This window comes from Enterococcus sp. DIV0210g, assembly GCF_050559705.1.
In the GTDB taxonomy this organism is placed as follows: domain Bacteria; phylum Bacillota; class Bacilli; order Lactobacillales; family Enterococcaceae; genus Enterococcus_B; species Enterococcus_B faecalis_A.
Map to the genome: position 1 here is coordinate 1,298,947 of NZ_CP187903.1, position 13,213 is coordinate 1,312,159.

Below are 13,213 nucleotides of genomic sequence, written 5' to 3' on the forward strand. Positions count from 1 at the left end.
AGCACCAGCTGTACCAGACATTAGGCAAACAAAGATTAATTTTATTAATACAAGCGTTATTTAAATAATTTACTCATAGATTACTAATCCAATCTATTGGGATCATTGCATTTTTTATTGCAGAAAAAGCAGTAGAATAACAAAATGCTTTAGTAATAATCATTCTAATCAAAAACTGTTTTTTTCATTTGAATCTGTGAGCGTTTGGTTTTTAAATTACAAATAGTTTCGTTATGATGGAAATAAGGAAAGTGTTTTATCATTTGAGTATTTAATGAAAAGAACAGTTTAAGGAGGAGCATGATGAAAAAAAGTCTATTATTTGGTATTAGTATAGGAGCAGCTTTGCTTTTAAGTGCTTGCGGACAATCATCTGATAACCAAGAATCATCTTCAGAATCATCAGAAAAAACCGTTGTCACTTCAAATAACATGGAGAGCATGGAAGATGAAGCTGGCTCAAGCGATGTAATGGGTAGTATGGATATGGACGGCACATCTGACACAAGCGACATCAACAGAATGGTCGAAAACAAAGATCCGGAATTCCCGGTCGGTACAAAAGTCATCTTGAAAACCGATCATATGGAAGGGATGGATGGCGCAGAAGCCACTGTAACGGGAGCATTCGACACAACGCTGTATGAAGTATCCTACAAGCCAACGAATGGCGGCGAAGAGGTCAAAAACCACAAATGGGTCGTTCAGGAAGAATTGGATACAGACAAAACGGATTTGAAAAAAGGCGACAAAGTAACATTGAAAGCTGATCACATGGAAGGCATGGATGGAGCGGAAGCAACTATCGAAAAGGCTGTTCCAGGAACTGCTTATATGGTTGACTATCAACCAACTACGGGCGGCGAAGAAGTGAAAAATCATAAATGGCTGACAGATGATGAATTAGAAAAAGCGTAAGCTGTCTAGTAAATCGAACTTCTTCAACTAAAGCTGAGAGAATGGCATGCGCCTTTTTCTCGGCTTTTTGTCTTTCTGAAAAAACACATTGCTTCTGCCGCATCTGCAAGCTAGAATAAAGTATCAAGCGAAAGGAGCGCGATATGACAAAACTCGTGATCGTTGACGATAATGAATTGATTACAGAAGGTTTGAAAGTTATTTTGAACATGGAAGAATCCTTCGAAGAAATCCATTGTTTTTCCAACGCCCAAGACGGCATCACTTTTTGCAGAAATCATCCAATAGATCTTGTATTGATGGACGTACGGATGCCAGAAATGAATGGAGTAGAAGCAGCAAAAATCATCACAGATGAACAACTGGCTAAAGTTTTGATCCTGTCTACTTTTGATGAAGATGAATATATTGCCCAAGCAATCGAAAACGGAGCTAGCGGTTATTTGCTGAAAAATACGGAACCTAAGATACTGATCCATTCGATTCATTCTGTTTTAGCCGATCAGCAAGTTCTTTCGGGGGATGTTTGGGAAAAAGCAAAGCGGTCTTTCGTCCACACTGATGCGCCAAATCTAAGCGGATTGACACCTCGGGAAATGGAAATCACAGAATTAGTGGCAAAAGGGTTGACGAATAAGCAAATCGCCCAGCAGTTGTTTCTATCGGAAGGAACCGTCAACAATAATCTTTCCGTTATTTTGAATAAATTAGGTTTAGAACACCGCACACAATTAGCTATTTTTTACCTTACTGGGAAAGTAGGGATGTAGTTGAAAGATTTTCAGTTAAGTTACAGCGTAGTTTCAGCAGGTGGATTGATTGCCTTTTTTCTTTTAAATGATACAAACAAAGTACATACAAATCTCAGTATCCTGTGTTTGCTGCTATGGCTTTCTTGCCAGTTCATCTGGGTCTCGCTGCCGCATTTCAAATGGGGGAGCGCCGTTGGTATGCTTGCAGCGGTCATTTTTGGTCTGACACAGAGCGCTTTTTTCTTTTATCTAATTGTTTTGAGTTTACTGAATATATCTACGGTCTTTAACTATAAAAAACATTATTTAGTGATGGGGCTTATCTCTCTTCTTTTTTTGTCGGGAGCATTCGTGATTTTCCGCACGGCAACAGATAGTATTATTTTTAGTTTGTTTTCCATTTTGAGTCTGCTGAGTTATGGTTTTATGAATAACCTCCACTACGAAGCTGAAAAGTCGCGGAATGATTCGGATCAGTTTCGCAGTGAAAAAGATCGATTGAGCCAATCATATCATCAACGCTTTACGAACCAGCAAATTCGCGAAGAAGCATTGATTTTATCAGAGAAACAAAGGCTGACAAATTTGATCCACGATCACTTGGGCCACCAGCTGACAGGCGGATTGATCCAAATGGAAGCTGCCAAGACTCTATACACAAAAGATCCGGAGAAAGCAGAACAGCTTCTTCAAAAAGCCATCGACATCAACCGTCAGGGAATCGAAGAAATCCGAAATATGCTGCGAAGTGAAGCTGCACCAAAAGAAACCTTGAATATAAAAAAACTTCAAAAAGAATTGGCGGAGTTCAAAGAAAGTTATGGGATCGATACAATCTTTTTATATGGAGGTGATCTCCAACGTCTGGACCTGACGCATTGGCAAGTGATAGCAGGAAATCTGAAAGAGACGTTGACGAATACGCTGAAATACGCTGAAGCGACAAAAGTAGATATCGAGTTGAAGGTCTATCATAAAATCATTCGCTTTACTATCCATAACAATGGCAAAAGCGATCCATACTTCCATCCAGGATTGGGCATGCTGGGAATGGAAGAGCGTGTAGCCGAACTTGGCGGAAACGTCTTGTTTGACGGAACAGATGGTTTTAAAGTCACCACGATCCTGCCGTTGGATAAAAAACATGAGAAATCTCATGTGTAAGAAGTGAGAAAGTCCACTATTGGCCTTTCTCGCTTTTTTATATACTAGAAGCATGAAAGGAGTTGCGAACAATGAACAATATAGTTGAAATCACGAATGTATCGAAAAAATTCGATCAGAAATTCGTTGTGGATGATGTGGACTTTTCTGTAAAAGAAGGAGAGATTTTAGGCCTTTTAGGTCCAAATGGTGCTGGAAAATCAACATTGATCAATATGATCACAGGTTTATTGCGTATTTCTAAAGGGACAATCAAGGTTTTTGGGGAAACAGTTAGCGAACAAAACAGAAAAATGCGAAAACATATTGGGGTGGTCCCTCAAGAACTCGCGTTGTATTTTGATTTAACAGCTCGTGAAAATGTGGCTTTCTTCGGCGGATTATACGGTCTAAGAGGAAAGGAATTGAATCAAGCTGTTGACCGAGCGCTTGAAGCAGTTGGTTTGAAAGACCGTGAAAAAGATAAACCAGATACATTTTCTGGCGGGATGCAGCGGCGGTTGAATATCGCTATGGCCATCGTCCATTCTCCAGAGCTGGTTATCATGGATGAGCCAACTGTTGGTATTGATCCGCAATCTAGAAATTACATTTTGGAAACGATCGAACAAATGAGAGAAAACGGCACTACAGTCATTTATACAAGCCATTACATGGAAGAAGTCGAGCGTTTAGCTGATACCATCGTTATTATCGATCATGGAAAAGTGATTGCACAAGGGTCTGAAAATGAATTAGTCAGCTTGATTACTGATCAAAAAAATATCTTGATCCAACTTGTAAACCCTGATGCATTAAGGCCAGAACATCTTCGGACGATCATCGGCGTGAAACAAATCGTCCTAGACGAAAACCAGCTGATGATCACAGCCAACGTGGAAAACAACGTACTGAACCAAGTATTAGAAGTATTGTTAGCACAAAAAGTGATTGTCGAAAGTATCGAACAGCAGCAAATCAATCTGGAAACAGTATTCTTGAATCTGACTGGCCGCACGCTCAGAGATAAGTAGGTGGACATGATGAAAGTGATTATCTTACGTATATTGAAACAAAGTTTGCGGGAACGCTCGAATTATCTATATTTCTTGGCATTTCCTGTATTGATGATGATGATTTTAGGGACAATCTTACAAAACCAGGAGTCCTTTCAGACAGAAGCAGCCGACAAGATCGAACCGATCCATGCGTACTTTATGCATTCGGATTCTGATTTAGGGAAAAATTTTGCTGAGACTTTTGGCACGATAAAGGACGATTATATCCAATTTGAAGAAACAAAAGAAAAGAAAACAGAACTTGATGACAACAGTGTCATGATAGATATCGATAAAAAAGTCGATGTCACAGTGAACCAGCTGGATTCTATCCAAATGACGATCCTGCGCACCTATCTTGAAGCTTTTTCCGATCATTATCAGCTTTATCAAAGCGCTTTAACTCACGATGCGCTGCAACAATTGCAAGTACCTTTACCTGACTTGTCAGAAGAGCTAACGATCAGTACAGCACAAGTGCGCCAATTACCGACATCTTTCCAATATTTTGCCATCGCGATGATGGGGCTGTTTATTTTGTATGTTGGCGAGATAGGCTTAGATATGTTCGGGCGGAGCCGAAATGCGCGTACAGGTACAGTGGCAAGAGAACTGCAATCACCCATCAGCAGACAGATGCTGATCAACGGGACATTTTTAGGACATTTGATTGTTGGATTGGTAATCGTCACCGTATTGATGCTGATTACGGGCGTGTTATTCAATGCACCTTGGGGAAATGAACTGCCGTTTTCTTTCTTGATGCTGTCGTCATTGATGGCCTTGTTTTTGACACTTGGTTTCTTCTTTGACAGTGTAGGAAATGGAGCGCTGGGCTCTGGTTTGATGCAGATCTTGATTCAGATATTCGCATTTTTCGGAGGTGCCTATTTTCCAGTACCAAATTGGATGACCAATTTTTCGCCTCTTGGTTGGGTGATTACAGCTCTGCAAAATGCTTTATGGACGACAAACGAGCTGACGTGGTGGCCGATTGCAGCAAATCTTGCATTAGTTGTCATCTTGTTTTCTGCAGCTTCATTGATATTGAACAAAAGGGAGGTATTCTAAAATGAAAGACTTTTTTTGGATCATCAAACATCGATTTCGATTATGGATCAGTAAACCTATCCAAGTCTTGTTTCTTTTAGGTATTCCTTTCTTGAGTATTTTTCTGTACTTGTTTGCTTATAATGATGCAGGAACAGCAAACTCCTTGCGAATCGGGCTTCTGGATCAAGACGATTCAGCTTACAGCAAAGTGTTTACGGAATATTTAGGACATCGTGTCACGGTGGTTCCTTTAGAAACAGAAGAAGAGGTCTCAAGTTCTTTGGCAAACCAATCAATGAGCGGTGTGATTACGCTAGATAAAGGTTTTGGCGAAACAATCGAAGAACAAGCTTCAGAACATATCCAAGTCCAGTCGATTCAAGGAGAGGAGGTCAGTCAGCAACTTCTTCAACTGATCGAACAGTCTCTAGGGAACAGTATCCAAGTCCGACGAATCTATGGCGAGACATTTACAAAAGCAGACCATGAACAACTATCAGAAAATCGGATCGAAACGGAATATAAAACAAATAATCAAAAAGATGCTTCAAAAATGTTGACGGTCCAAATCGTCGGTTTCTTGATGATGATGCTGTTATATCAAGCGGGGAATTTTGGCTCGAAAAATCTGCAGCAAGAACGCAGCGATCGAATTTTCTATCGATTGATGAGCACCCCTCTTTCAAAAACAGCTTATTTCAGCGGTACAGCAACATTTGCGATGTTTGCGATGATTTTTGAGATTTTGCTGACTACAGCAGCTTTGACTTGGATCTTCAACATCGATACGGGTGTTTCGGCATTTGAACTGATAACTATCCTGTTTTTCTTCTCCTTAGTTGCGGTCATGTGGTCGATTGCTATCGGGGTTAGTGCCAGAAACAGAGGGGTTGCGTCAGCGCTTGAAGCGATTCTATTCACGGTGACCAGCCTTGTTTCAGGCGGATTTATCCCGCTAGCGATCATGCCTGATTTTATGCAGCAGATTGCCAAAGTGACGCCGCAATACTGGGCCATTGATGCTTTAGCCAAATTACAGAATAATCAAGGCTTTTCATCGATTGGTTTGAACATTGTTTTACTATTAGGGTTTGTCCTATTATTTTTCGGTATCTCAGCCTATGGATTCTCTAAGAACAAGCAATTGAATGTTTTTCAATAAAAAGCAGCCAGCACTATCAAAAATAGTGCTGGCTTTTTCTGTGTGCTTAAACTTCAAAAAAATGGTTGCTTAAAATCGTTCTGCTTTTCCCTTTCGTTATAGTTGAATTTGCCTAAAGGTTGCTATAAAGTGAAAATAAGGATGTGATGAAAATGGTCGATTTGGCTAAACTAGAACAAACATTAAAAGCAGCTGGAATCACTTATGAGCTTTATACGCATCGTGCGATTTTCACAAATGAAGACGCATTAGTTATCAAAGAAGAACAAGGTTTTTCAGGAACAGAAACAAAAAGCCTGTTTTTGAAAGGCAAAACAGGACAGTACTTTATTTTTGTGACATTTACAACTAAGCGGACCAACTTCAAACAAATCAGCAAATTAGTCGGACAGCGTGTTTCAGTCGTCGATACAGAAGAAATGAAAGACTTGACTGGGCAGGAAAAAGGGGCGGTTTCTCCCTTTGGTTATGAAAGAGAAATCCCGCTCGTTATCGATGAAGAATTATTCCAATCAGAAAAAATCGTTTTTGCTCCTGGCAGACCAGATCGTACAATGGTTCTTCAAGTCGAAGATCTGCCGCTTCTTTTTTCCGCGTTGAAAAATCCGGTCTATTTTTATACGGAAAAATTTTAAAAAAGTTGTTTTCTCAGTCGACTTTTGAGACAAAATAACGCCCATCAAATACAAGAGAAACTTGTTTTCGATGGGCGTTGTTTCGTCGTCTCAAAGTTCAACTCACTAAGAAAACAACCTTTTATTGATTTTGAAAAAAATGCTGAATAGCAGCTGCTATCTTTAGAAAAAGCGGATGTTCCAGATTTTTTCGCTGGAACAGGTAAAATTCGCGTTTATTTGGCTCGTCGATTTGGTGATAGGGGATGCCAGGCAATAATGAAAGTTTCGAGATGATCGTTTGTCCTACTTTTGCACTGAGCAATTGCGCAATCACATCATTGTTGTTGACAGAGATGATTCTGGGCGAGAGATCGTTCTTTTTCAGATAAAGCATATTAAAATAATGCAGGCCTGAATGTTCTTCCCGCAGCAACCAAAACTCCGATTCTGGATCACCAGCTAGTACTAGTTCGTCTTCTAATAAAAAGTTACGTTCCAACGCTGGATTCGTCTCGCGATTTTCAGTGATACCAATTTGTGCTTTATGTTGTTCCAATGATTGGATCACTTCATGAGAATTCATCATCTCCAAACGAAAATCGCATTGGGGGAATCGTGTCAAAAGCTCTTGCATGACTTGAGGCATCAAATGGGTTGCGCTTGTGTTGGAACAAGCAATCGTACATGTTTCTCTGAAATTTTCTTGATTGGCGATTTTATTGGCCGCATCCCGCCATTCTTCTTTGATATGCAGAAGTTTCGGGTAAAGATAATCCGCACTTTTTGTAGGAGATAGCGCATTATTCCCGCGACGGACGAATAACTGGCTGCCCAGCTCATGCTCCAATTTCTTGATCTGCATGGAAACAGTAGGCTGTGAGACAAACAGCAGCTCTGCAGATTTTGTAAAGCTTCGGGTCTCATAAACAGATAAAAAAGTCAGGATCCATTGAAACATTTATTTTCTTCCTTTCCCAATATTTTCGGTTTCATTGTATTATTCGATAGGGTGGTAAGTAAAGCCGCTTCCCATTACTTCTGCTACGTTGCTGACGACAACGAATGCTTCCGGATCGATTTCCTCAACAATAGCTTTGATTTTTAAAAATTCCTGATCCGTAGTAATGATCATCAGGACTTCTTTGGCTTTTTTATTGAAGCCGCCTTTTGCATCAAGCAATGTTAAGCCTCGGTCGATTTCTTGATTCAAGCGTTCGCGGATTTCTTCTAGATGATCCTCGCTCATCAGCATGATTGATTTTTTACGATTCATCCCTGTTTCGATATAGGTCATGACCATCGAAGTGATAACGATAGACAAGATTGCGTAAAGAAATTCTTCAAAACCAAAGATAAATAGGTTCAAAGAAACAACTACTGCATCGGTTGCTAAAAGCCTAATCGATGTATTCAGCCCAAAATACTTTTTGAAAATCAGCGGCGGAATCGTTGTACCTCCGCTAGAAGAGTTGTTTTTGTAAAGAATAGCGACACCTAGCGCAAAAATCGCACTGCCGAAAATAACCGAAAGCAGTCGATCGCTCGTGACCATTGTTTCAGGGACAACAGCAATCACCAGTGGAAAAATGATACTGCCAAAGAGAACTTTGAAAAACAGATTCTTCCCTAAAAAAAGAAGGGCAAGGACAAGCATAACAGCATTTAAAACGAAAATAACCAACGCTCGATTGAAACCTAAAGCAGATTCTAACAAAATCCCTAATCCGCTAACACCACCAGCGGCAATATGATGAGGCCCGAGGAACATATTGATACTCACACCTAATATAACTAAAGCAAATAATATTTTTGCATAACTCCAAACCAATTTCTTCATCTATCCACATCCCAAGTATAAGATTTATTATTAAAAAATAATGTTATTTTTATTATAACCTAATAATAGGAAATTTTCTAAAGCAATTTATACAAGCTAAAATCTTTGTCTAATACGAATGCAGAAAAAACAGCGTAGAAAGACGAATACCTATCTATAAATAGAATAGCGACTTTCAAAAAACAATCTGTGGCATTTTTTCTTTTTTCTTCATTCCGCTGCGTTATTTGTGAATCGTGAAAAGCATTGACAATTTCCGCTGATTCAGCCTATACTATGTACGATCGTCAAAATGCTGCCAAAGAAACAGAGGAATCATGAATGTTCTTCTTCTGCTTCATACAAGCAGAACTGGCAAGGAGCTGTCAGGCTATTGCAGCTGTACGTTTATTTATAACGATTGCGCCCGAAGCTCAACTTTTTGACTTGATGCCGAAGACGACTATCCAGAAAAGGGGTTATGACATCAACTTATGTCACAGCCCCTTTTTATCTTAGAGAGGAGAACGATCCTTGATTACAGGAAGTACGAAACTTGCTGGACTTTTTGCCTCGCCAGCAGCACATAGTTTATCGCCATTCATCCATAACAAAGCTTTTGAAGTAAATGAGATCAACGCAGTCTATCTTGCTTTCGATGTGGATAATCAAAGACTGCCGCAAGCTGTTGAAAGCATCCGAACATTTGATATGCTCGGCGCAAATCTTTCGATGCCCAATAAAAAAGCTGTTTTCCCTTTATTAGATGCCATCAGTGAAGAAGCGCAGCTGATTGGAGCGATCAACACGATCGTCCATAAAAACGGCAAACTGATTGGCTATAACACAGACGGACGCGGATTTTGGCAAAGTGCAGATGAAGCAGGTATCCAGTGGAAAAATGAAAAAGCCGTGATTTTAGGTGCTGGCGGAGCAGCAAAAGCGATTGCTGTCCAAGCGGCATTAGATGGTATTGGCGAAATCGCTATTTACAAGCGGAAAAACGCGACCTTTGCTCAGACAGTCTGCTTTTTTGAAGACATCGCAAAACAAACCAGTTGCCCGATCCGTGTTATTGATTTTTCGGATGAAAAACAGCTGGCAAAAGATTTAGCTGAAAGCCGCTTGCTAATCAACGCAACAGATATCGGTATGGGTTCAAAAAAAGATGAAACACCTTTAACACATCCTGAAATGTTTTCTGCCAAATTAGCTGTTGCGGATTTGATCTATGCACCTAGCGAAACACGTTTGCTGAAAGAAGCGAAACATGCGGGAGCTGTGACATTAAATGGATTAGGCATGCTGCTTCATCAAGGAGCAGCAGCATTTGAATTATGGACAGGTAAAAAAATGCCTATTGAAACAATTAGAAAAGAACTTGAACAAAAGGAGCAAAACAATGATCATCATAATGAAAACAGAAGCTGAAAAAGAACAAGTCGATCAAGTGATCGAACGCATCAAATCAGAGGGAATGGATGTCCAAATCAATCATGGAAATGACCAGCTTGTTTTAGGCGTTGTCGGCGATACGAGAAATGTCCAAGATGTAGCTTTCCAACGATACGAAGGTGTAGAAGAAGTCGTGCGAATCACCAATACATACAAATTGACTTCCCGGGAATTCCATCCGCAAGATACGATCGTTGATGTCAATGGTGTGAAAATAGGCGACGGCAGTTTTGTCACAATGGCTGGTCCTTGTTCCATCGAAGGATTAGACCAAATCAGAGAAACGGCACGAATGGCCAAAGCTGGCGGAGCCAAAATCTTGCGCGGCGGTGCCTTCAAACCTCGTACATCACCTTATGCTTTCCAAGGATTAGAAGAAGAAGGCTTGAAATATATCCGTCAAGCAGCAGACGAATTTGGGATGCAGGTCATTACAGAAGTCATGGATGAAGCACATATCGATATGGTGGCTCATTATAGTGATATTTTACAAATCGGTGCGCGAAATATGCAGAATTTCCGTTTATTAGAAGCCGTTGGTAAAACCCAGAAACCAATCGGACTGAAAAGAGGAATCTCTGGAACAATCAATGAATGGCTGAATGCTGCTGAGTACATCGCCGTCCAAAACAACAACAACATCATTTTTATCGAGCGCGGGATCCGCACGTATGAAACCGCAACAAGAAATACGTTCGATCTTAGTGCTGTTCCTTTGATCAAAAAATTGAGTCATTTCCCAATCATCGTTGATCCAAGTCACGGAACAGGCGTCTGGGATCTTGTGCCGCCAATGGCTAGAGCTGGAGTTGCTTCTGGCGCAGACGGAATGATCGTGGAAATCCACCCCGATCCTGCAAATGCTTGGTCTGACGGTCCGCAATCATTAAATGAAAAAACATATTTGAAGATGATGGAAGAAGTCCATATCTTAGAAAAAGCCATGCGGGAAATCAACGCGTTGCATAAGTAGGTGAAACAATGGAGTTAGACATTCAATTACCAAATCATTCGTACACGATCACGATCCAAAAAAACGGATTTTCGGAAGCAGGAAGCTGGGTAAGTAAGCTTTGGAACAAACAAAAAATCTGTCTAATCACTGATGAGACAGTTGATGCACTTTACGGAGACCAACTTGTGAATCAGTTAACCATTCACGGGTTTGAAGTAATCAAAGCTGTTCTTCCACCAGGCGAAGAAAGCAAATCACTGCGGCAAACAGAAAAACTTTATCAGCTGCTGATCCAACACAATTTCACCCGCAGTGACGGGATCATCGCTTTAGGCGGTGGCGTAATCGGAGATCTTGCGGGTTTTACAGCAGCAACATTTATGCGAGGCATCCACTATTTGCAGATTCCTACAACGCTTTTAGCGCAAGTAGACAGCAGTATTGGCGGAAAAACAGCAGTAAATATGAAAGAAGCTAAAAATATCATTGGAGCATTTTGGCAGCCGGAAGGGGTTTTGATCGATCCAAATACATTGCTGTCTTTAGAAAAAAGAAGAATCAGTGAAGGAATCGCAGAAATCATTAAATATGCGGCAATTGCAGACTGTAATCTTTGGGTTAAGTTAACGCTTTTGGAAAATCGGGAACAACTTATAGAAGATGCAGAAGCAATTATCCTTTCTTGCTTAAAAATCAAAAAATCGGTAGTCGAAACAGATGAATTTGATAACGGCCAGCGCCTGATACTCAACTTTGGACATACAATTGGACATGCGGTCGAAAAAACAGCCGGTTACGGAACGATCACTCATGGTGAAGCTGTAGCAATCGGTATGATCCAAATCAATCGAATTGCCGAGCAAAAGCATTTGTCGCCGATCGGAACTACAAATGAATTAATAAAAATGGTGGAAAAATTTCAGCTTCCAGCTACTACAGAACCTTGGGATGAAGAGTTGTTATACCAAGCGCTGATCCATGACAAAAAAGCGCGCGGAGAATCCATCAAGATTATTCTTTTGAAAGAAATCGGCGAAGCTTATATCCATACGATCCATTTAACGGAAATGAAAGAATTTTTACAGAGAGGAGAATAAAAATATGCGTTTTTTGACTGCAGGTGAATCTCATGGTCCCGAATTGACTGCTATTATCGAAGGATTACCAGCTGGATTACCTTTGAGACAAGAAGATATCAATAAAGAACTTGCGCGCCGTCAAGCTGGTTATGGCCGCGGCGGCCGAATGAAGATCGAAAAAGACCAGGTCCGTATTACTTCTGGTGTGCGCCATGGCTATACGCTGGGTTCTCCTGTGACAATGGTTGTTGCGAACAAAGACTGGAAAAATTGGCAAACGGTCATGTCAGTCGAACCGGTAGAAGAAAAAGACCGCACATTACGTCGTGTCAGCAAACCGAGACCGGGGCATGCGGATTTAGTCGGAGGAATGAAATACGGACATCATGATTTGCGTAATGTACTAGAGCGTTCATCTGCGAGAGAAACAACGATTCGAGTAGCAATTGGGGCTGTATGCAAACTGCTTTTAGCTGAATTAGACGTTGATATCGCAGGGCATGTCTTAAAAATCGGCGGACTTGAAGCGCAGCTAGCTGAAGGATTGACTGTGTCGGACATCAAAGAACGCTCTGAAGCTTCAGAAGTTCGTATGGTTGATCCATCTTTGGAAGAAAAAGCCAAGAAGCTGATCGATGAAACAAAAAAAGCTGGAGATACGATCGGCGGCATTGTCGAAGTACTTGTAGCCAATGTGCCGGCAGGGTTAGGCAGTTATGTTCAATGGGACAAAAAACTGGATGCAAAAATCGCCCAAGCCGTAACTAGCATCAATGCGTTCAAAGGTGTCCAATTTGGTCTCGGATTCAAGATGGCAGATTTGCCTGGTTCCAAAGTAATGGATGAGATACTTTGGGACAAAGACCGCGGATTCACCCGCCGCTCAAATAATCTCGGTGGTTTTGAAGGTGGAATCACCAACGGAGAAACGATTCTTGTCCAAGGTGTTATGAAGCCGATCCCTACACTGTATAAACCATTACAAAGTGTAGATATCGATACCAAAGAACCGTATAAAGCCAGTGTCGAACGTTCAGACAGCACGGCAGTTCCTGCAGCTAGTGTGATTTGTGAAAGTGTCGTTGCGGCAGAGATCGCAAAAGCGTTTTTAGATAAATTCCCTGCCGATACGTTAGAAGAATTACAGCAAGCGGTACAAGATTATCGTGCGCGCATTCTTAATTACTAAATGACAAACAAAGGAG

At 40.9% G+C, this 13,213-nt stretch carries 13 protein-coding genes; 11 read left to right on the top strand and 2 right to left on the bottom strand.

The genetic code is table 11. The annotated features are described in order from the left end of the window. Positions 1-300: 300 nt before the first annotated feature. From IGI64_RS06340 to IGI64_RS06370, 7 genes are all read left to right on the top strand, one after another. Positions 301-918: a DUF1541 domain-containing protein gene (locus IGI64_RS06340; RefSeq protein WP_034862642.1), complete on the top strand. Its 618-nt coding sequence runs from the start codon at positions 301-303 to the stop codon at positions 916-918. A 143-nt stretch (positions 919-1,061) separates the two neighbouring features. Next, positions 1,062-1,688 carry a response regulator gene (locus tag IGI64_RS06345; protein WP_429939901.1) on the top strand — a complete coding sequence of 209 codons (627 nt, stop codon included), beginning with the start codon at positions 1,062-1,064 and terminating at the stop codon, positions 1,686-1,688. Beyond that, positions 1,689-2,834, top strand: coding sequence for a sensor histidine kinase (locus tag IGI64_RS06350; protein WP_429939902.1), 1,146 nt, complete (start codon positions 1,689-1,691; stop codon positions 2,832-2,834). It abuts the gene before it with no gap. 71 nt (positions 2,835-2,905) lie between these two features. Further along, a complete protein-coding gene (locus tag IGI64_RS06355) occupies positions 2,906-3,847 on the top strand; it encodes an ABC transporter ATP-binding protein (protein ID WP_016624865.1) in 942 nt (313 codons plus the stop codon). Between the two features lie 9 nt (positions 3,848-3,856). Continuing rightward, positions 3,857-4,942, top strand: a complete 1,086-nt coding sequence (locus IGI64_RS06360) for an ABC transporter permease (protein ID WP_429939903.1) — start codon at positions 3,857-3,859, stop codon at positions 4,940-4,942. Between the two features lies 1 nt (position 4,943). Then, positions 4,944-6,086, top strand: coding sequence for an ABC transporter permease (locus tag IGI64_RS06365; RefSeq protein ID WP_429939904.1), 1,143 nt, complete (start codon positions 4,944-4,946; stop codon positions 6,084-6,086). Between the two features lie 152 nt (positions 6,087-6,238). After that, entirely contained in the window at positions 6,239-6,721 is a 483-nt protein-coding gene (locus IGI64_RS06370) for a YbaK/EbsC family protein (RefSeq protein ID WP_429939905.1), read from the top strand. 121 nt (positions 6,722-6,842) lie between these two features. Here IGI64_RS06370 and IGI64_RS06375 read toward each other — a convergent pair whose 3' ends face one another. Beyond that, complete coding sequence (locus IGI64_RS06375) at positions 6,843-7,661, bottom strand: LysR substrate-binding domain-containing protein (RefSeq protein ID WP_429939906.1); 819 nt, start codon at positions 7,659-7,661, stop codon at positions 6,843-6,845. 39 nt (positions 7,662-7,700) lie between these two features. After that, complete coding sequence (locus IGI64_RS06380; protein WP_429939907.1) at positions 7,701-8,540, bottom strand: YitT family protein; 840 nt, start codon at positions 8,538-8,540, stop codon at positions 7,701-7,703. Positions 8,541-9,053: 513 nt separating this feature from the next. Here IGI64_RS06380 and aroE point away from each other — a divergent pair. From aroE to aroC, 4 genes are read left to right on the top strand one after another with little or no spacing between them, the layout of a single operon-like run. Continuing rightward, the gene (gene aroE / locus IGI64_RS06385) at positions 9,054-9,950 is read left to right on the top strand and encodes a shikimate dehydrogenase (RefSeq protein ID WP_429939908.1); all 897 of its coding nucleotides are present in this window, start codon (positions 9,054-9,056) and stop codon (positions 9,948-9,950) included. After that, positions 9,922-10,947, top strand: coding sequence for a 3-deoxy-7-phosphoheptulonate synthase (gene aroF, locus IGI64_RS06390; RefSeq protein ID WP_429939909.1), 1,026 nt, complete (start codon positions 9,922-9,924; stop codon positions 10,945-10,947). Before aroE ends, aroF begins: the two co-directional genes overlap by 29 nt. 8 nt (positions 10,948-10,955) lie before the next feature. Further along, complete coding sequence (gene aroB / locus IGI64_RS06395) at positions 10,956-12,026, top strand: 3-dehydroquinate synthase (protein ID WP_429939910.1); 1,071 nt, start codon at positions 10,956-10,958, stop codon at positions 12,024-12,026. A gap of 4 nt (positions 12,027-12,030) precedes the next feature. Continuing rightward, positions 12,031-13,197, top strand: a complete 1,167-nt coding sequence (aroC, locus tag IGI64_RS06400; protein WP_429939911.1) for a chorismate synthase — start codon at positions 12,031-12,033, stop codon at positions 13,195-13,197. Positions 13,198-13,213: the final 16 nt, after the last annotated feature.

Bases quoted from the DNA above. Each gene is read 5' to 3' on its own strand.
- IGI64_RS06340 (WP_034862642.1), top strand. From the start codon at position 301: ATGATGAAAAAAAGTCTATTATTTGGTATTAGTATAGGAGCAGCTTTG.
- IGI64_RS06345 (WP_429939901.1), top strand. From the start codon at position 1,062: ATGACAAAACTCGTGATCGTTGACGATAATGAATTGATTACAGAAGGT.
- IGI64_RS06355 (WP_016624865.1), top strand. From the start codon at position 2,906: ATGAACAATATAGTTGAAATCACGAATGTATCGAAAAAATTCGATCAG.
- IGI64_RS06360 (WP_429939903.1), top strand. From the start codon at position 3,857: ATGAAAGTGATTATCTTACGTATATTGAAACAAAGTTTGCGGGAACGC.
- IGI64_RS06365 (WP_429939904.1), top strand. From the start codon at position 4,944: ATGAAAGACTTTTTTTGGATCATCAAACATCGATTTCGATTATGGATC.
- IGI64_RS06370 (WP_429939905.1), top strand. From the start codon at position 6,239: ATGGTCGATTTGGCTAAACTAGAACAAACATTAAAAGCAGCTGGAATC.
- IGI64_RS06375 (WP_429939906.1), bottom strand. From the start codon at position 7,661: ATGTTTCAATGGATCCTGACTTTTTTATCTGTTTATGAGACCCGAAGC.
- IGI64_RS06380 (WP_429939907.1), bottom strand. From the start codon at position 8,540: ATGAAGAAATTGGTTTGGAGTTATGCAAAAATATTATTTGCTTTAGTT.
- aroF (WP_429939909.1), top strand. From the start codon at position 9,922: ATGATCATCATAATGAAAACAGAAGCTGAAAAAGAACAAGTCGATCAA.
- aroB (WP_429939910.1), top strand. From the start codon at position 10,956: ATGGAGTTAGACATTCAATTACCAAATCATTCGTACACGATCACGATC.
- aroC (WP_429939911.1), top strand. From the start codon at position 12,031: ATGCGTTTTTTGACTGCAGGTGAATCTCATGGTCCCGAATTGACTGCT.